13 protein-coding genes are annotated in these 19,349 nt (G+C 65.2%); 11 read left to right on the forward strand and 2 right to left on the reverse strand.

The features are described from left to right. Positions 1-10 precede the first annotated feature (10 nt). Positions 11-2,086 (forward strand): methyltransferase, FxLD system, encoded by a 2,076-nt coding sequence (gene fxlM / locus AB0B86_RS15035; RefSeq protein WP_357418237.1) that lies wholly within the window; start codon positions 11-13, stop codon positions 2,084-2,086. 124 nt (positions 2,087-2,210) lie between these two features. Then, a complete protein-coding gene (locus AB0B86_RS15040; protein WP_357418239.1) occupies positions 2,211-3,308 on the forward strand; it encodes a hypothetical protein in 1,098 nt (365 codons plus the stop codon). A 23-nt stretch (positions 3,309-3,331) separates the two neighbouring features. Here the strand turns inward: AB0B86_RS15040 and AB0B86_RS15045 are convergent, their stop codons facing one another. After that, positions 3,332-3,505: a hypothetical protein gene (locus tag AB0B86_RS15045; RefSeq protein ID WP_357418241.1), complete on the reverse strand. Its 174-nt coding sequence runs from the start codon at positions 3,503-3,505 to the stop codon at positions 3,332-3,334. Positions 3,506-4,194: 689 nt separating this feature from the next. Between AB0B86_RS15045 and AB0B86_RS15050 the strand changes: the two genes are divergently transcribed. The 8 genes from AB0B86_RS15050 (at position 4,195) to AB0B86_RS15085 (ending at position 16,705) form a co-directional block, all read left to right on the forward strand. Then, a complete protein-coding gene (locus AB0B86_RS15050; RefSeq protein ID WP_357418243.1) occupies positions 4,195-5,763 on the forward strand; it encodes a type I restriction-modification system subunit M in 1,569 nt (522 codons plus the stop codon). Continuing rightward, a complete protein-coding gene (locus tag AB0B86_RS15055) occupies positions 5,760-7,007 on the forward strand; it encodes a restriction endonuclease subunit S (protein ID WP_357418246.1) in 1,248 nt (415 codons plus the stop codon). Before AB0B86_RS15050 ends, AB0B86_RS15055 begins: the two co-directional genes overlap by 4 nt. A gap of 86 nt (positions 7,008-7,093) precedes the next feature. After that, positions 7,094-10,054, forward strand: coding sequence for a type I restriction endonuclease subunit R (locus tag AB0B86_RS15060; RefSeq protein ID WP_357418248.1), 2,961 nt, complete (start codon positions 7,094-7,096; stop codon positions 10,052-10,054). 313 nt (positions 10,055-10,367) lie between these two features. After that, positions 10,368-11,684 carry a hypothetical protein gene (locus tag AB0B86_RS15065; protein ID WP_357418250.1) on the forward strand — a complete coding sequence of 439 codons (1,317 nt, stop codon included), beginning with the start codon at positions 10,368-10,370 and terminating at the stop codon, positions 11,682-11,684. Positions 11,685-12,393: 709 nt separating this feature from the next. Further along, a complete protein-coding gene (locus AB0B86_RS15070) occupies positions 12,394-13,476 on the forward strand; it encodes an SAVED domain-containing protein (RefSeq protein WP_357418252.1) in 1,083 nt (360 codons plus the stop codon). Between the two features lie 204 nt (positions 13,477-13,680). Beyond that, the gene (locus AB0B86_RS15075; RefSeq protein ID WP_357418254.1) at positions 13,681-14,697 is read left to right on the forward strand and encodes a nucleotidyltransferase; all 1,017 of its coding nucleotides are present in this window, start codon (positions 13,681-13,683) and stop codon (positions 14,695-14,697) included. Continuing rightward, a complete protein-coding gene (locus tag AB0B86_RS15080) occupies positions 14,694-16,268 on the forward strand; it encodes a ThiF family adenylyltransferase (RefSeq protein ID WP_357418256.1) in 1,575 nt (524 codons plus the stop codon). The genes AB0B86_RS15075 and AB0B86_RS15080 overlap by 4 nt, the downstream gene beginning before the upstream one ends. Further along, positions 16,265-16,705 (forward strand): Mov34/MPN/PAD-1 family protein, encoded by a 441-nt coding sequence (locus tag AB0B86_RS15085; RefSeq protein WP_357418258.1) that lies wholly within the window; start codon positions 16,265-16,267, stop codon positions 16,703-16,705. Before AB0B86_RS15080 ends, AB0B86_RS15085 begins: the two co-directional genes overlap by 4 nt. Positions 16,706-16,924: 219 nt before the next feature. Here AB0B86_RS15085 and AB0B86_RS15090 read toward each other — a convergent pair whose 3' ends face one another. Then, a complete protein-coding gene (locus tag AB0B86_RS15090) occupies positions 16,925-17,923 on the reverse strand; it encodes a DMT family transporter (protein ID WP_357418260.1) in 999 nt (332 codons plus the stop codon). Here AB0B86_RS15090 and AB0B86_RS15095 point away from each other — a divergent pair. Next, positions 17,922-19,340, forward strand: a complete 1,419-nt coding sequence (locus AB0B86_RS15095) for a PLP-dependent aminotransferase family protein (RefSeq protein WP_357418262.1) — start codon at positions 17,922-17,924, stop codon at positions 19,338-19,340. The genes AB0B86_RS15090 and AB0B86_RS15095 overlap by 2 nt on opposite strands. Positions 19,341-19,349 lie beyond the last annotated feature (9 nt).

A 19,349-nucleotide genomic window follows, 5' to 3' on the forward strand; every position in this document is an offset into this window, starting at 1 on the left:
GAGACCACCCATGGACGTCGACCTCGGCTCCGACATCGCCCCACCCGTCCAGGTGGATTCGGTGAGCCGGTGGCGTCAGGTCAATCTGACCTTTGCCGACTGGCAAACCGCCGAAAAGTACGCCGCAACCCGACTCGCCTCCGCGCTAACCAGCGCCGAGGACAGCGGTGTGATCACCGCCTTCTGGTTCATCCGCAAGATGCAGACATGGCGGTTGCGGCTCTTGCCCGGCGACCGGCAAGCCAGGGTCTATGCCCTCCTCGCTGACCTCACCAACGACGACCGCATCCGCGGCGTCACCGAGCCCATCTACCGGCCCGAGGCATACGCGTTCGGCGGCGACCAAGCGATGACGGTCGCGCATACTCTCTTCCACGCCGACAGCCGCCACATCCTCGACCATCTCGCTGCTGGCGGCGCCCATCGACGCGAACTCGGTGTCGTGCTTGCCACCCGCCTCATGCGTGCTGCCGGACTGGAGTTCGCCGAGCAAGGCGATGTCTGGCGACTCCTCGCGATCCGCCGCCACCAGTCCAACGCGCCAGGACCAAGCCCTCAGCTGATCGCCGCCGTGCAGCGGCTGCTCATCGCCGTCGACGACGCGCCGGGTAGCCCGCTGGCAGCCACCCCCCAATGGCCGCAAGCCCACGAGCGGGCGGGGGCAGACCTCGGCTTCCTCGACCGGCACGGCGCACTGACCCGCGACCTGCGCGGGGTGCTAACCCACCACCTGCTGTTCCTCTTCAATCGGCTCGGCATCTCGGCCGCCGACGCCTGGCTCCTCGCGACGGCAGCCACGCACGTCACCTTCCACCACTCGTCCACCGACGCCTACGACAAGCATCAACTCGGCCAAACAACAGAGAGAAGCACACACATGGTCTACTCGTCTGACGCTTCCAGCGCAGCCGTGCTTCGCGAACAGCTCGTCAGCGCTTTGAAACAGCGCGGCCACGTCCGCTCGGCTTCCGTCGAGCAGGCGTTCCGCAGAGTGCCCCGCGAGCAGTTCCTCCCCGGTGTCGATGTGGAGACCGTCTATACCCGCCGCCAGATCGTCACGAAGCGCGATTCCAGCGGTGCCGCGCTGTCCTCGGCGTCGAGCCCCAGCCTCGTCGCGGACATGCTCGAACAGCTCGATCCGCACCCCGGACATCGCGTCCTGGAGATCGGCGCTGCTACCGGCATCAACGCAGCCCTGCTGGCCGAGCTGACCACCCCCAGCGGCAAGGTCGTCACCATCGAACTCGACCAAGACCTCGCCGACGGCGCCCGCGCCAGCCTCGCCCGCGCCGGCTACGACACCGTCGACGTGATCCACGGCGACGGAGCCCTCGGCCACCCCGCCACCGCGCCCTACGACCGGATCATCGTCACCGCCGGAGCGTGGGACATCCCTACCGCCTGGTGGGACCAACTCGCCAACCACGGCCGCATCGTCGTACCCCTGCGCGTACACGAGAGCGGCCTGACCCGATGCTTCGCCTTCGACCGCACCGACACCCACCAACTTCTCAGCACCACGACACCGCTGGTCTGCGGATTCGTCCCCATGCGCGGCACCGCAGAACACACCGACCACCACGTACGCCTCGACACCGACGTCGCCCTCAAACTCGACGCCGCCGACCACCCCGACCGACAGGCGCTCAGCCGCGCCCTGAGCCACCCCCGGCGCGAACGCTGGACCGGCATCGAAGTCGCCGATGCGGACCCCGTCGGCCATCTCGACCTATGGCTACTCGTGCACAGCAGCACACCGTTCGGCCGCCTCGGCGTCGGCGACACCGCCCGCACCAGCGGACTGGTCACCCCTGCCTACAGGTGGGCCGGAGTTGCCATCTACCAGGGGGGCACCATCGCCTACCTCGCCTTCCAACCAACCAGCGAAGGCCACCACGAAATCGGCGCCGTCGCGCACGGACCAGACGCTGACAAGCTCGCCGCCGAACTCACCAATCTGCTCGATCAATGGGACGAAGCAGGCCGCCCCAACCAACCCACCGTCACCGCCCAGCCAGCAGGAATGCGACCCGCCGAGCCCGGCGACGTCCAACGGTCCGATACCACCTTCACCATCTCCTTCTGACGGCAGACGACGGGGCGGGGACCAACCCCGCCCCGGCCACCCCAGGCACAAGGACCGCCAACCACTACGCATCAATAAACAGACCTCGATGCCAATACGCGCCTCAGCCGTACGTGAGGACACCATGACACTGCCCCTTGCCTCCACCATCGCCGAACGCTTCCCCCTCGTCCCCCGCAAACGACCGCCAGCCAAACCGCTCGGCGCACGAGTGAACCGACTCATTGCACTCGCCGAGACCGCCCACCGCGAACGCGATCCGGAAAGGGCGTCCATGGTTTTCAACGGAGCTGCCCTCGTCGCCTCCGACTGCGGAGACGCGGAACTCGCCCGCACCTGGTGCCACCAACACGCGAACCTCTACCTCAGCAGAACGCCGCTCAACGGGCACACCGCCCGCTTCGCCCTCGAACCAGTCATCAACCTCGCCCGCCTACGCATCCGAGACGGCGACGGCGACGGCGCACACCGCCTGCTCACCGACCTACACACAGCAACCGTCAGCGACAGGCACGCCGTCATTGACCACCTGGAGATACATCCCCAGCAGCTCACTGCCGATCCCGGCGAACTCCAACAGATCATCGATTGGCTACGCGGCATCCTGCTTTCCGATGGAACCCGCGCCCTCACCCTGTCCGGCCGCTGGGCCGACGCACTGGCTCACGTGCAGCACTACGACGGAATCAGCACCGCCCTGCTCGACGGGCGACAGGCCACGATCGTCGCCCACCTCATGCAGGGCAACGGCATCGAAGCCGCCGACCTGCTCAGCCGAACGAAGATCGAACAGCCATGGGAGCAAACGGTGCACGACCTCCTCCATAGTTGGCACGCAACGACGATCAGAGGCACCCCCACAACTGATTACGCTGCCCTGATTGACCGAGCGTCGGCCACCGCGGCGGGCAGAGGAATTTCGGTGTTCCGCGTGCGGCTCAGTCTTACGGCTCTGGAGCTGTCCACCGGCGTGCCGCCGCACATCGCAGATGACTTCATCAAGCGGCTCGCGGCAGACGTGATCCGCGACGAGGATGCCAACGCGGCGCGCGATCTTCTCAACCACCCAGCCGTCGGCGCTGAGCACCAGGGGTCGCTGGGTCTCCTGGTCGAGTCGAGCGGGTTGGGTCTGGGGACCTTGCCAGACGCAGCACGGGACCCACTGTCGTTAGCCGTCGCTCTGGCCGGCACCGTCATAAGCGGTGCGCTTAGCTCGGCGTAACCCGTTGAATGAGCAGATACACGTCAGGGCCAAAGACGAATCCATCGCCGACACCAGTACGCCTCGACACCGATGTGGTCCTCAAGCTCTACGCCACCGATCAGACCGGACGTGCCGTCCTCGCCAGCGCCCAGGGCAATCCCCGGCTCGACCGCTGGACCGGCATCCAGGTCACCGACGCGGACCACATCGGCCACCTCGACCTATGCTCCTCGTGCACGCCAACAAGCCGTTCGGCCGCCACGGCGTCGGCGACACCGCCTGCACCAACGGACTGGTCACCCCCGCCTACCGTTGGGCCGGTGCCGCCGTCTACCACGGCGACACCATCGCCTACCTCGCCTTCCAGGACGCTGGGCAACGGCCACCACGAACTCGGCGCGATCGCCCACGGAACGCACGCCACCGACCTGACCAACCTGCTCGACCAATGGGACGCGGCGGCCCGCCCCAATCAGCCCACCCTCACCGCCTACGAGGTAGGACCCCGGCCCGTCCGGCCTGGCGACATCAGGAGATCCGACACCATCCTCACGATCACATCTGACTGCATGCTCGGGCCGGGCGGCGTACCGTCCGGCGAAGCCGGCCGACTTCGCGCACTACAGCCTCTGAGAGGCCGGTGGGACGCGGTGAGAGGCAGAGCCGACCATGCGGTCGTGCGGTCTGGGGACCATGTCCGCCCACTGAGATCGTTGCTCCTGGATGGCGACGAACTCGTCACGACGGCGGCGCGGCCACGACAGCCCGTCGGTGGGCCCTAGTAGGTTGGGCCGACGTCCGCAGATTGATCACACGCCCGTGGCGTGGAGGAGATCCACTCGAACATGAACCAGTTGACAAGAAGCTGCACGATCGACCCTAGCGCGAGGGTAGTGGTGTGGTAGTGACTCCTAAGACGAAGGAAGCTCAGCGCGCCGAGCTGCACAGAACCATCTGGAGGATCGCGAACGACCTGCGCGGCAGTGTCGACGGCTGGGATTTCAAGAGCTATGTCCTGGGAATGCTGTTCTACCGGTTCATCTCGGAGAACCTGACCGCCTACCTTAACGACCTGGAGCGCAAGGCGGGTGATGCGGACTTCGACTACGCGAAGCTCAGCGACAGGGACGCCGAGTTCGGCCGTAAGGACACGGTGGAGGAAAAGGGCTTCTACATACTCCCGTCGGAACTGTTCGCGAACGTTCGCAAGCGTGCACCGCGGGACGAGAACCTCAATGAGACGCTCGAGCGGGTCTTCAACAACATTGAGGGTTCCGCAGTCGGTGCTGAGAGCGAGGACGCCATTAAGGGCCTCTTCGACGACCTCGACGTGAATTCGGCCAAACTGGGCAACACCGTCGCGAAGCGTAACGAGAAGCTTGTCAAGCTACTTGGAGCAATCGGAGACTTGAACCTCGGCGGTTATTCTGACCACACGATCGACACGTTTGGCGATGCCTACGAGTATCTCATGCAGATGTACGCCTCGGCAGCCGGCAAGTCAGGCGGCGAGTACTACACCCCGCAGGAAGTCTCCGAACTGCTCGCTCGCATCACCGTTGTCGGAAAGAAGTCGGTGAACAAGGTCTACGACCCGGCTGTTGGTTCGGGCTCGCTACTTCTGAAGTTCCAGAAAGTCCTCGGGCCCGGCAACGTCCGCCAGGGCTTCTTCGGTCAAGAGATCAACTTGACTACGTACAACCTCGCGCGGATCAACATGTTTTTGCATAACGTCCCTTACGAACAATTCAGCCTCGCCCACGGCGACACCCTGATCGACCCACATCACTGGGACGAGGAGCCGTTCGAAGCGATCGTCTCCAACCCTCCGTACTCGATCAGGTGGGAAGGCGATGCAAATTCGCTACTGATCAACGATCCGCGGTTCTCGCCGGCCGGGGTACTCGCCCCGAAGTCGAAGGCTGACCTCGCGTTCACAATGCACATCCTCAGCTGGCTTGCCGTCAGCGGGACTGCGGCGATCGTCGAGTTCCCTGGGGTGCTCTACCGTGGTGGCGCGGAGCAGAAGATCCGCAAGTACCTGGTTGACAACAACTACGTCGATGCGGTCATTCAGCTCCCGCCGGACTTGTTCTTCGGCACAGGCATCGCGACCTGCATTATCGTTCTGAAAAAATCGAAGAGGGACAACGCGATCCTCTTCATCGATGCCTCGGCCGAATTCGTTCGGGGCGGTAACAAGAACAGACTCGGAAGCGCGAACCGGGAGCGGATCCTCGACGCCTTCACGAAACGTGCGGCCATCGAATATTTCGCGGCGCTCGTGCCTTACTACGAGATCCGCGATAACAACTACAACATCGCAGTCTCGTCCTACGTCCAGCCCAATGACACTCGCGTAGCCACAGACATCACGGAGCTGAACGCCGAAATCGCCCGTATAGTCACCCGCCAGTCAGCGCTCCGCGCCGCCATCGACGAGATGGTCGCCGACTTGGGGAATGCGCCGTGAGCCGTATCGACGACGTGATAGCAGAGCTGACGTCGGGTGGGGTGCGCGAGGCGTGTATGGGCGAAATCGGCAAATTCATCAGGGGGCGGCGGTTCACCAAGGACGACATCGTCCGAGATGGCATCCCGAGCATCCACTATGGCGAGATTTATACCCACTACGGAGTTGCGGCGACATCTGCTCTGTCGCATGTGCGACGAGATCTCGAGGATCGGCTGCGGTTCGCGAGACCAGGCGACGTGATCATCGCGGCGGTCGGTGAGACGGTCGAGGATGTAGCGAAGGCGGTCGCTTGGCTTGGCGCTGAGCCGGTTGCGATTCACGACGATACCTTCCTCTTCCGCAGCGCGCTGAATCCAACATTCGTCTCGTACTTCATGCGAACAAAAGCCTTCCACGTGCAGAAAGATAGGTACGTGGCGCGGGCGAAGGTGAAGCGGCTATCTGGTGAAAGCCTCGCAAAAATCCGAATCCCTGTTCCGCCGCCCAAGGTGCAAGCCGAGATCGTTAAAGTCTTGGACCGTTTTAGTGAATTGAAGGAGGAGTTGGAGGTGGGGCTGAAGGCGGAGCTGGAAGCGCGCCGCCGCCAGTTTGCCTTCTACAAAGAATCGCTTCTGACTTTCCGCGACACGGATGAGGTCCGAAGGATCCCTATGGGCGATCTCGGCACCTGGTACGGTGGCGGAACCCCGTCGAAGGCCGTCCGTGAGTACTGGACGGATGCGACGATTCCGTGGCTTTCCCCGAAAGACATGGGTGTGGACACTGTGATGTCAACGGTGGACCGGGTCGCGCAGATCGCGCTCGAACGCACCGCACTGAAGCTTGTTCCGCCTGGCTCTATTGCGTTCGTGGTTAGATCGAATATCCTTCGTCGGCACCTGCCGATCGCCTTCGTGCCGATTTCAGTGACCCTCAACCAAGACATGCGCGCACTGATCCCGCGCGACGACATCCTTCCGGCGTATGTCGCTCAAGTGTGTCAGGCAAGGCGGGAAGAAATCCTCGCGATCGCTGGTCGCACGGACGGCTCAATGGCCGCAATTCAAAGTAAAGAATTAATGGCATATCGTATTCCTGTTCCATCACTCGTCGAGCAGAAGCGTATTGTTGCGGTCCTCGACAAGTTCGACGCGTTCGTGAAAGGCCTTAGCGCGGGCCTTCATGCCGAGATCGCGTCCCGCCGCAGGCAGTATGAGTACTACCGCGACCGTCTGTTGACCTTCGAGGAGGCTGCCGCATGAGCGAAGCATCTCGCTCTTGCTACGAACCGATCGCGGTGAGTAGCGAGGATACAGTAGTCGCTGGATTTATCCCGAGCACCACAGTTGTGGCGGCTGTCCGCCAGTCTGAAGCTGACCTCGAGCGCGAGTTCATCAGTCTGCTGCAGGGGCAGGCGTACGAATACCTGCAGGTCAGGGACGAGGCGCACCTGATAGCCAACCTGCGCACCCAGCTTGAATCGCTGAACGGCATCACGTTCTCAGATGACGAATGGGAGCGGTTCTTCGCCAACTCAGTGGCGGGTGCGAACGAGGGTGCGGCGGAAAAGACGTTCCGCATCCAGGAAGACTCCGTCCAGCTCTTGGTACGCGATGACGGCTCGACGAAGAATGTATCGTTGATCGACAAAAAGAACATTCACAACAATCGACTGCAGGTCATCAACCAGTATGAGATCAACCAGGCCGAGGGTGGCGCTTTAAGGTCGAACCGCTACGACGTCACTGTGCTCGTCAACGGACTACCGATGGTGCACGTCGAGTTGAAGCGTCGCGGGGTTGACATTCGTGAGGCGTTCAACCAGATCGACCGTTATCAGCGCGACAGCTTCTGGGCGGGCTCAGGGCTCTTTGACTACGTGCAGCTCTTCGTGATCAGCAACGGCACCCTGACGAAGTACTACAGCAACACCACTCGCCGCCGGCACGTTGAGGACGTGAGGGGCAAGAAGCGGGTCCGGAAGACAAGCAACACATTCGAGTTCACCTCGTGGTGGGCAGATGCGACAAACAAGCCGATCCAGGATCTGTCCGATTTCACGAGGACGTTCTTTGCGAAGCATGCGCTGCTGGCGATACTGACCCGGTACTGCGTGCTGACCGCTGACCGGATGTTGCTTGTCATGCGGCCCTACCAAATTGCAGCGACCGAGAAGATCCTTCAGAAGGTCGAGGTCTCGACCAACTACAAGAAACTCGGCACAACGGCCGCTGGTGGCTATGTCTGGCATACCACCGGCTCTGGCAAGACCCTGACCTCATTCAAGACTGCACAGCTCGCCTCGCGGCTGCCGAGCGTGGACAAGGTGCTATTCGTCGTGGACCGCAAGGACCTCGACTACCAGACGATGCGCGAGTACGACCGGTTCGAGAAGGGAGCCGCGAACTCGAATACCTCGACGCGGGTCCTGAAGAAGCAACTCGAAGACCCTGGCGCGCGGATAATCATTACGACGATTCAGAAGCTCTCGACCTTTATCAACGCGCCAGCAAACAGAGGCCACGCAATCTTTGATGGTCACGTCGTGATCATCTTCGACGAGTGTCACCGGTCGCAGTTTGGAGACATGCACACCGCAATCACCAAAGCATTCAAGCGGTACAACCTGTTCGGCTTCACCGGCACGCCGATCTTCGCCATCAATGCCGGCCGCGGTGGCAACCCGCGACTCAAGACCACCGAGCAGGCATTCGGAGAGAAGCTTCACACCTACACGATCGTTGACGCGATCAACGACAAGAATGTGCTGCCGTTCCGCGTCGATTACGTCAACACGATCAAGCTGCCCGAGCGCCTCACTGACAAGCAGGTGTCGAGGATCGATACCGAGCGGGCGCTGCTTGCGCCGGAGCGGGTGCGCCAGGTCGTCGGGTATATGTTGGAGCATTTCGACCAGAAGACCCGCCGCAGCGAGCGCTACGCCCTCAAGGATCGTCGGGTGAGCGGCTTTAACGCGCTGTTCGCGACTGCCTCCATCGAGGCTGCCCGGATCTACTACAACCAGTTCTTCCTGCAGCAGGAAAACCGCACACCGGACCAGCGGCTGAAAGTCGGGCTGATTTACTCCTACGCACCAAACGTCGTTCTGGAGGACGACTACCTGGACGAGGAAGGCTTCGAGACCGACACGCTCACCAACGATGCGCGCTCGTTCCTGGAAGATGCGATCCAGGACTACAACGAGATGTTCGGCACGTCGTTCGACGCGTCCAGCGAGAACTTCCAGAACTATTACAAGGATCTGTCGCTTCGGCTCAAAAACCGCGAGATCGATCTCGTCATCGTCGTCAACATGTTCCTGACCGGCTTCGACGCGACGACGCTGAACACTCTCTGGGTCGATAAGAACCTGCGCTCGCACGGACTCATCCAGGCATACTCGCGCACCAACCGGATCCTCAACTCCGTCAAGACCTACGGCAATATCGTCAGCTTCCGCGATCTGGAACAGGAGACGAACGACGCCATCGCGCTGTTCGGCAACAAGGATGCCCGTGGTGTCGTGCTGCTCAAGCCGTACAACGACTACTACAGCGACTATTCTGAAAAGGTGCGCGAGCTGCTCGAGCGTTTCCCGCTCGGCACTCCAATTGTCGGCGAGTCTGCGCAAAAGGACTTCATTGTCCTGTTTGGCGCGATCCTGCGGCTGCAGAACATCCTGGCTTCGTTCGACGAGTTCGCTGGTAACGAGATTCTGACGGATCGCCAGGCGCAAGACTACCGCAGTATTTACCTCGACCTTTACGCCGAGTTCCGCAAAGACAAGGATGCCGAGAAGGAGTCGATCAACGATGACATCGTCTTCGAGATCGAACTCGTCAAGCGGGTCGAGATCAACGTCGACTACATCCTGATGCTCGTTCAGAAGTACCGCGAAGCGCGCGGTGACGGTGACGACAAGGAGATCCGCGCCGAGATCACTCGCGCGGTCGACGCCAGCCCGAGCCTGCGGAACAAGAAGGACCTAATCGTAGCCTTCGTAGACCGTGTCTCAGCTGACAGCACCGTCGATGCGCAGTGGGCAGCGTACGTCGAGGCACGTCGTAGGGCTGAACTCGACCGCATCATCGACGAGGAGAATCTGCGCCCAGACGAAGCTCGCGAATTCGTCGAACGGGCATTTCGTGACGGTGTCATACAGACGAGCGGGACGGCGATCACGAAGGTGTTACCTCCGGCCTCGCGCTTCGCGGGCGGCGGCGGGCACGGTGAGAAGAAGCAGCGCGTCCTCGCCAAGCTCGTCGAGTTCTTGGAGCGCTTCATGGGGCTGAACGCTGGTGCCGATTGACGGATCAGGGAGCAGGCCCAAGTGCTGGTACGCGGCGGGGCCTAGAGGCTGCGGGCCTGCCAGGGGGTGTCCGTCAGGCGCCAGCCCGCATGCCGTCGAGCTGGTGTCTCGCCACACCCCCAGTACGCGGAGACCTGCATACTTCCGCGCTCCACTGCGGCCCCCAGGACGGCCGGACGGGCGATCTCACCGTGAGACCTTGCGCCTTTCAAGCCTGCCAGGGCTCACATGCACTACCCTCGATCGGCCTGCATCCTAGTTGAGTTCATGCAGGCCGGGTGGACGGATCGATGATGCGAAGGGGAGTAGCCACATGACGGCGATCTTTATCGATCATCAACCGAGAGACCGCATCGCCTTCACCGACAAGCTCGGACGCGACAGCTACACCGACAGCGCCCCAATCGGCAACGACCTGCCGAAGTACGCTGTGGCGGTCATCTGCGCGCGGTCTTCATCGGAGCCCATGTCCGTTGAAGCGATCGCGATCGGATCGTTTCGCCGCAGCGTGCGGGTAACCAGCTTCGCCCGACGGTACGAGGTCTCCGGCATTTCGTTGCTCAAGCGTCCCGTTCCGTTCGGAGCTGTGCTGGATCGGGTGTCGTCGCAGATCAAACCGCACGTCGCCCCGGCGCGCACCGCGAAAAGCGCTCTGCCCGAGGGAAGCTCCACCGCCGTTGTTCGTGTATTGAGCGAGCTGGCCAGCGACGCAGCCGACCTGATCGAACAGGCGAGGGGCTACCCCACCGGGACCAGGCAGATCACCGAAGCGCGGCGAACCTTGCTTGCCGAGGAGAAGGACACCCTCGGGCTTATCGCTGAGATATCCGGCCTCGGTCGTCGCCTAGGTCAGCCAGGCCGCGTGCTGATGACTCCGCCGGACGAACTGGACACGCGACGCACCCTGATGGAGACGGTGCGGCTCAGCTACAACGATGAGGATGCGCTCATCGAGCGTGACATGGAACGGTTCGACGGCATTCTGGGGCAGCGCGCACGCAGAAACGCGCGGGGCATGCTGATCCCCCTTCGCGGCGGCGGCCGGCTCACCGTCCTTAACACGAACAAGCGCGACTTGGAAAACACCAGAGGCAGCGACCTCATCTACTACCACGCCGACCGGCACTGCGGGATCCTTGTGCAGTACAAGCGCATGAAGAAGGACCCTGACGGCGGATGGACCTACCGCGGCGATCCCCAACTGGCGGCGCAACTTCGCAGCATGCGCGCGCTCGAAGTAGGGAAACAACCCGGCACTGTCGGGCAATACCGGCTCAGCACCCAGCCGCACTACCTCAAGATCGTTCGGCCCAGCGACTACGACGGCCAGTCCGCGGAACTAATGAAGGGCCTCTATCTTCCGCTGGACCTCGTCGGCCTCATGCACGAATCCACAGCCGATACGACCAGGGGAGGCGGCAACCTACGCATCACGTGGGACGACGAGCGGTGGCCAACTCAACGGCATTTGAACAACACCGACTTCACGCAGCTCTTCCGTGACGGCTGGATCGGTTCGTACGGCACCACAAGCGATGAGATCCGAAGTTGGTTGGAGCCACTGTTCGACGCAGACGAACTGATCACTGTCGCCATCGCCGAAGGGGCATCGGTAAGAGCCAGAACGTAACGGCACGCTGTATCGACGGCGCAGCGCGGCCTACCCTGGTCTGGTGCCTACGCATCGCGGCCAGGCGCCCACCAAGCCGATCAAGGGCCGAGGAGTCGCCTTCGGGATGAGGAGTACCTAAGGCGGACCGCTGAAGCGATAGAATGTATCGCCGAAGCGGTCGCCGGTCCCATAATCCCCATTGGGGCTGAAGCTCTATCAAGCTATCCCGTCCTTGCCGCAGACCGCACCGAGCCGCAGCGAACCGATGCATCCGAGCTGTACCTCGGCTGCTGGGCCGGGTCGCTCTACTTCACTGTGTGCACCCTCTGCCCGGGGACGCCCGGCCAAGCCGTCGACCCAGGCGCCTCGTCCACCTGGCTGGAGCACGCCCAGTCATCCCACGACCCGGACGAGCGACGCGCTGCCCTGACCCGCCACCTCCAGTTTGCCGACCCCACCGCAGCACTGCCGATCTGGACGTGACCGGGACCCCTTGCTGGCTGGGCAGACGCCCTAGAGGTGGCGGGGAGCGGTCCTGTCCGTCCACGCTTCCGTGCCGTTCCGGATGTCACGGCCATGAACTACGTCGGTTAGCAACTGCTGCGGCAGTGCCGGACGGACGGTGTCAGTTCCACCATGTCCTAGGCTATCGAGGCACCTGCCGGTCCAGTCTTTGAGGGATTCCACCAAGATGAGGACGGCATTTTCTTGTGACGGTGGTGATTTTGTGACAACCGTGGAGCGTTCCGATGTACCGCGTTTGACGGTGGTGGGCGCGGGCGAGCAGCCCGTCGGCGCGCAGGGCTTGCGTGCGTTGGTGGTCGATGGGTCGGCTGTCATCGCGGTAGGGGGCCTGGTCGCCGGAACGTTTCTGACGGAGGTGGGCAAGTCGCTGATGACCGGTGAGAAGCCGGGCCGGCTGGGGTTCGTGGTGGCCGTCGTCGTGGGTCTGATCGTCATGGCGGTCGGCTTCTGGCTGCGGCACCGGGCTCGGATGGGGCTGCGGGTGGGGATCATCGTGAATGCAGTGGATGTCCATCGAGGTCGGGCCCGTGCCGAGCAGCGGAATCAGCAGGCGGAGCGGTTCAGTCAGGCTTCAGCGGCGGTAACGCTGAAGGCGGAGATCGAGCTGTCGGGTTATCCCGTTCGTGATCGTGAACTGGTCGATCTGCTGGCGGAGGAGACGCTACGGGCCACGACGATCGCGGAGCGGCTCGCTCCGGACGCGGCCCACGTCAATGTGATCCCCACGATGCCGCTGCATGTGGCGTTCTGGTTGGGTGCGCGGCTGGGGTACACGCACGCCCAGCATGTCGCCGTGCATGAGCTTCGGCAGGACACGGGGTCTCCGGCGTTCTTCGCGGCGACGTCGCTGCGGGCGGTGGACGTGAACGCCGCCCCGCTCACGGTGGAGCGGCTGGAGGCGGTCGATGGCGGCGACATGACGAAGGTGGCGCTCGCGCTCGATCTGCAGAATCGCGGGGATCAGTTCCGGGACGCGGTGGTGAAGGCGTGTCGTGAGCGCGGCATCGGGTGGCTGCTGCTGCTTCGCAACGAGAACCGGCTGCTGAAGCAGAACATAAGGACGTTCAACGGGGTCATCTCGCAGACGTGCAACGCGTGGGACACCGCGCCGTTGCCGGCCGAGGCGCGGACGGGTCACCACGCAATCTTTCTGAGTGGGCCGGTAGCGATCGCTGTGGCGCTCGGCGCCCGGCTGGCTGCGCCGACCCCCGGGCAGTGGACGGCGTACACCTTCAACCCTGTTGCGAACGTGTACGAGCCGTTCCCTGCTCCCCCGAACGGCTGACGTGGCGTTCCGCCGGTACACCCAAGGCTGGCGGCCGGTCCTGCTGGCGGGGCGAGGTTGTCGTACCCGCGCCGTACCGTCTCGTCGGTGCTCGGCTCTTTCGGGAATGCGGGTGCCGACCACAGCGTCGTAGAAGCTGGCCGTGACCTCACCCCCTCGGCGGCCGTACCAGGCGCACCTGCCAGCCCAGGGAACGGAGAGCACATGGCCACGCTGGCCACCCACTTCAAGACGGCACTGAGCAACATCGAGCCGAGCGAAGACGCCAAGAACGCCCAGTCGGCGCATGCCGAGGTCACGGCGGCGCTGGAGGCGGACGACCTCCTGGTGAAGCTCGGGGTCGATCCGTTGCTGATCGGCTCCTACGGCCGGCACGTGTCCATCCGTCGGGTCAAGGACGTCGACGTGTTCGCCCGGCTGAGCAAGGCCGGTAAAGACCTGCGCCCCGGCAAGATCCTCGACCACGTCGAGGCTGTTCTGGAGGCGGCGTTCCCCGGCCGGGTCACGCGCCAGCACCGGTCCGTGATGGTGGACTTCCCGGACTACGATCTGTCCGTCGATGTGGTCATCGCCCGGCCGTGCGGGGATCACTGGGAGATCCCGGAGAAGATTGAGAAAGACGGGAATGCCCGGTGGGTCGAGACCAACCCCACCAAGATGGCCGAGCTGACGACGCAGGCGAACAAGGACTACCTGCTTTACGACGACGATCCCGGCAGCGGGGTCTACGTTCCCGTGGTCAAGCTCGTCCGTCAGATCCGCCGGGTCTGGGTCGATGACCAGCCCGGCGGTTACTTCTTCGAGGTTCTCACGTATCACGCGTTCAGGAACGTCAAGCCGGACGAGACGACGTACGCCGGGTACCTGACCGTCGTGCTCCGCGAGATCGCCGACCTGCTCGTGGACGTCGCTGACGAGGGCCTCGACGACCCGACGCTGGACGGCAAGAAGATCAAGACCAAGGCCACGGCGGATCAGTTGGCTGCCGCGGCCGACCGGATCGCCGAGTCGGCGACGCTGGCCGAAGACGCCCTGGACGCGGAGGACTGCCCGGCCGCGGTGAAGTGGCGTGAGCTGATCGGCACGACCAAGAACACCACGACCGAGGAGTACGTCTTCCCGCTGCCGGTGTACTGCAACGCCGATGGCACCAGGAAGCAGACGTCGGCGGTGACCCGGGGCGCGTCTACCGTTCCGGCCGGGAGCGGCCGCTACGCATGAGCAGCTCCTGGCAGAGCGACCTCGTCGCCGAAGCCGACTCCTGGCGTGCGCGCCTCGGGGAACTCGGCTTCGGCGACGACGGGCATCGGCTACGCGGCGACCTGGCTTGGCAGCACCCGGTTTACGGCCTCGTCCATGCCCGCATCGAGGTGGAGCTGACCGATCGGTTTCCGTTCGCCGCGCCAGCGGTTCGGGTGCTCGATCCCGGAACAACGATGGAGCTGACCTTCCACATCGACCGGCCTGCCCTGCCGGGGCTTCACGGCAACCTTTGCCTCTGGGACGGCAGTGCCCATCCGGTCGACGCCGCGCCATGGCGCGAACCCCAAGTTCTGCTGGATCGGGTGCGGAACTGGCTGGAACAGACGGCCGTCGGCTGGCCGGACGACGATGTCTGCGACCTTGAGCGGTACCTGGAGCAGGACGCCGACACTTTCGTGCTTTACGACACCGACGTGCTCACCGGGAAAGTCGGGCTCTACAAGACGGCACCGGGGCCCACACCGCGCACCATCGAGGTGACCGGCAACCGGCGGCCGGGGGTCATCGCGCTGCGAGGACCTCAGCAGTTACACCCAAAGGACCGTGGACTCGCGTGGGTCGATGATCTCGGGGAGGTCAGTTCCCCACCTCGGGAATGGTCCGATCTCGCGCAGGCTCTTGGGCGTGCCGATGAAGTCACTCGTCTGATCGCGCTCGGCGCCGTTGGCTATCTCCTGTTGCGGTACGCCCGCAACGGCCACCGCGCGGCCCTGGCTGTTGCCGTACAGCGCGGCGGCCCCGTTCCGTCGATCACAGCCTGCGAAAGCGCCGACACCAGCTTGGCCACGCGGTCGATACGCGCCGGTAACACCGCTGTGGAACTGGCTGATGTCCGGATCGCCGTGGTCGGTGCTGGCGCGCTCGGGTCTTTCGCCGCCGACATCCTGTTCCGCTCCGGCGTCCGCCGTCTCACTCTGGTCGACGGTGAACGTCTGCGTCCCGGCAACGTCGTGCGGCACCTCGCCGCCGGTAGCGACGTCGGGAAGTACAAGGTCACCGCTGTCATGGACCGGCTGGCGGCCACGGGGTTCGACGTTGGCGAGGTGGAGCGGCGGAACCGGGACCTCACCCGGCTGGGCGACGCCGTCGAACTGGTCAAGACCCACAACGTGGTGCTCGACGCCACCGCCCACGCCGGTGCCAGCAGCCTGCTCACGACGGCCGCTAACATCGTCGGTGCGTGGACCGGTCACACGGTCATCTCCGCCTGTGTGCAGCGCGAGGGCGACATCATCAGGGCTGACCGTTTCCCTCTGCGTCGCGCAGAGCAACACCTACCGGCCCTGGCCCGCGAACCAGTCCGCGCAGGAGTACGGGAGGCCGGGTGCGGTGAACCTGTCTCGCGGACGCCTCCAGCGGCGGTCATCGCCGCCGCCGAGCTCGCTTGCCGGATGATCATCGACGAGGCGACCCACCAATGCGCCCTGCCGGCGACTATGGCCGACGTTCGCCGGCCCCAGCCTGTTCCGCCCTTCGACCGGCTCGGTCTGCTCACACCAGATGCCGTTTCCGTCCCCGTGGCGTTGTGACCGGCCCTGTTCCAGTGGTGATTCACTCTGACGCTCGTCAGACGATCACCAAAGCGGCCGGACATGCCGCACCGCTGGAGGCCGGCGGCCTGCTCCTTGGGTGGTGGGACAGCGGCAGGGTGATCGTCCATGCTGCCGTCGAGGTAGTGGATCCGGCCGCCTCCGGCACCTCGTGGATCAGGCGCGAGAACCTTGCCCAGCAGGCCCTCGACCGGGCGATGGCCGCTCTCGAGCACCCCTGGATGGGTTATGTCGGCGACTGGCACAGCCACCCCGCGCCGTGTGGGGCAAGCGTGCAGGACCTTAAATCCATCCGAATGGCATCCCGTGCCTATCCCCAGCCACTGCTACTCATCGTGCACCGTTCCGACGGCGTCCTCGACATACGAGCGGCTCGTCGTGGCAGGTCACAGATCGTTCTCGAGGTTACGGCCTGAAGCGATCGGGATAGCGCCCCCCGTTTACCCCCCGAAAATCCGTGCTGGGCCGTGACCACTAACAACAAGTTGTGATCGACGGCTGGCTGCGTTTGTGCAGGCCAAAGCTGGTTCTCGACGATTGATGACAAGGCCGCGAGGGCATCGATCGACAACCGCGGGTTCGGGGTTCGAGTCCCTGGCGGCGCACCAACACGTAAGGCCCTGGTCTGGTATTCGTTACCGGTTCGGGGCCTTTTCCGTGTCCGGCCGTGGCACCTGCTGGTCGGGCAGCCGGTGGACCTCGTCCGGCGTGCGCCTGTCTGCCGCGGAGGCGCGGGTGCGCTGGATCAGTACGACGCAGGCCAGCACCACCACTGCGGCCCCGATCGAGGCCGGGGTGACGGTCTCTCCGAGCAGCAGCGCCGACCAGATCAGGGTGAGCACCGGCTGGGCGAGCTGAAGCTGGCCGACCCGGGCGACGCCACCCCGGGCCAGCCCCGCGTACCAGGCGAAGAAGCCCAGGAACATGGAGATCACGGTGAGGTACCCGAACGCCGTCCAGGCGGCGGCGTCGGGGCCCGGCGGGTGGGCCCGGGCGGCGACGAGCGTGATCGGCAGGGTGACGGGCACCGAGAGCAGCAGCGCCCAACAGATCGTCCGGGCCCCGCCCAGCTCGCGGGCGAGCGCGCCGCCCTCGGCGTACCCCAGTCCGCACAGCACGACCGCGGCGAGCAGGAAGAGATCGGCGGCCGACAGTTCCCCGCGCACCGTGCCGCTGGTTGCCAGGAAGGCGAGGACTGCCGTCAGCCCGCCGGCGCTGGCGACCCAGAACGGCAGTGGTGGGCGTTCGCCGGCCCGCAACACCGCCGACACGGCGGTCAGGGCCGGCAGCACGGTGATGACGACCGCGCTGTGTGCGGACGTCCGGGTGGTGAGCGCCAGCGAGGTGAACAGCGGGAACCCCACCACCACACCCAGGGCGACGACGGCCAGCCGTCGCCACTGGTCGCGGGTGGGCCGCGGCGCGCCGGTCAGCCGCAGGTACGCCCACGCCAGCAGTGCCGCGCCCACGGCCCTGCCGAAGGCGACGAACCAGGGGTCGAGCTCCTGCACGGCGACGCGGGTGGCGGGCAGCGACATGCTGAACGCGAGCACGCCCAGCGCGCCGAGTCCGAGGCCGGCGACCCGAGTCGCCGTTACCGGCGTCGGTGCAGTAGCGCTACTCTTCTCTCTCATGGATGACGGTAACGCAGCCGCACGTGTTATCCAAGATCTACGTCGGCTGGTGGCCGCCGCGCGCCCCGGGACGCAGCTGCCGTCGGTGCGGGAGCTGACCGCCCGGCACCAGGCCTCGCCGGTCACCGTGGCGACAGCGATCCGGCAGCTGGTGGCGCAGGGGCTCATCGAGACCCGACCGGGCAGGGGCACCTTCGTGGCCGCCCGATCCGACGAGCGGCGCACCCCCGACCTGTCCTGGCAGACCGTGGCCCTCGGCGCCCGCAGGCCGGGCGAGGACGAGATGCAGTCCCTGCTCGCGTTGCCGTCACCGGGGGCGATCCCGCTGTCCGGCGGCTACCTGGACGCGGAGCTGCAGCCGGCCGCCGCGCTCGGCGCCGCGCTCGCCCGCGCCGCCCGCCAGCCGGCGGCGTGGCTGCGCGGGCCGACGGAGGGCCGCGAGGACCTGCGAGTGTGGTTCGCCCGGGAGGCGGGGGCCGGGCTGCGGGCCGACGACATGGTGATCTGCCCGGGTGGGCAGGCGGCGCTGTCATCGGCGATACGCGCGCTCACCGCACCCGGCGACACCCTGCTTGTCGAATCCCCGACCTACCTGGGGGCGCTGGCAGTCGCCCGGGCGGCGGGGCTGCGGGTGGTGCCGGTGCCCGCCGACGCCGACGGCGTCCTGCCCGACCAACTCGCCGCCGCCTTCGCCCGCACCGGCGCCCGGCTGTTCTACTGCCAACCGCTGCACGCCAACCCGACCGGCGCGACCCTGGCCGCTCATCGCCGCCGCGCGGTCGCCAACGCCGTACGCGACGCCGGCGCCTTTCTGATCGAGGACGACTACGCGCGCGACCTCACCATCGACGGGGAGGCTCCGCCACCGCTGACCGCTGACGACGCGGACGGCCACGTGATCTACCTGCGCTCGCTGACCAAGTCGACAGCTCCCGGCCTGCGCATCGCCGCGATCGGCGCCCGCGGCCCCGCCGGTGCCCGGCTGCGCGCGGGCAGGTTGCTCGACGACCTCCTCGTCGCCGGGCCGCTGCAGCAGGCCGCGCTGGAGTTCGTCACCGCACCAGCCTGGACGCGGCACCGCCGGACCCTGTCCACGGCGCTCCGGACGCGGCGGGAGGCGCTGCTGACCGCCCTGCGCCGGGACCTGCCGGAGCTCGTCCCACCGACGATCCCCCGCGGTGGCCTGCACCTGTGGGTGCGCCTGCCCGACGGCGTCGACGACGTGGCGCTGGCCACCAGAGCTGCGACCGAGGGCGTCACGGTCTTCCCCGGCCGCCCCTGGTACGCGGCCGAACCGCCGGCGCCGCACCTTCGGCTGACGTACGCCGCAACGCCACCCGACCGCATGGACGATGCCGTTCGCCGCCTCGCCCGCGCACTCGGACGAGGGACGACACGTCCGGGGACCGCCGACTGAGGCGCGGAC

Origin of the sequence: Micromonospora sp. NPDC049047, assembly GCF_040649135.1 — a bacterium.
GTDB lineage: Bacteria > Actinomycetota > Actinomycetes > Mycobacteriales > Micromonosporaceae > Micromonospora.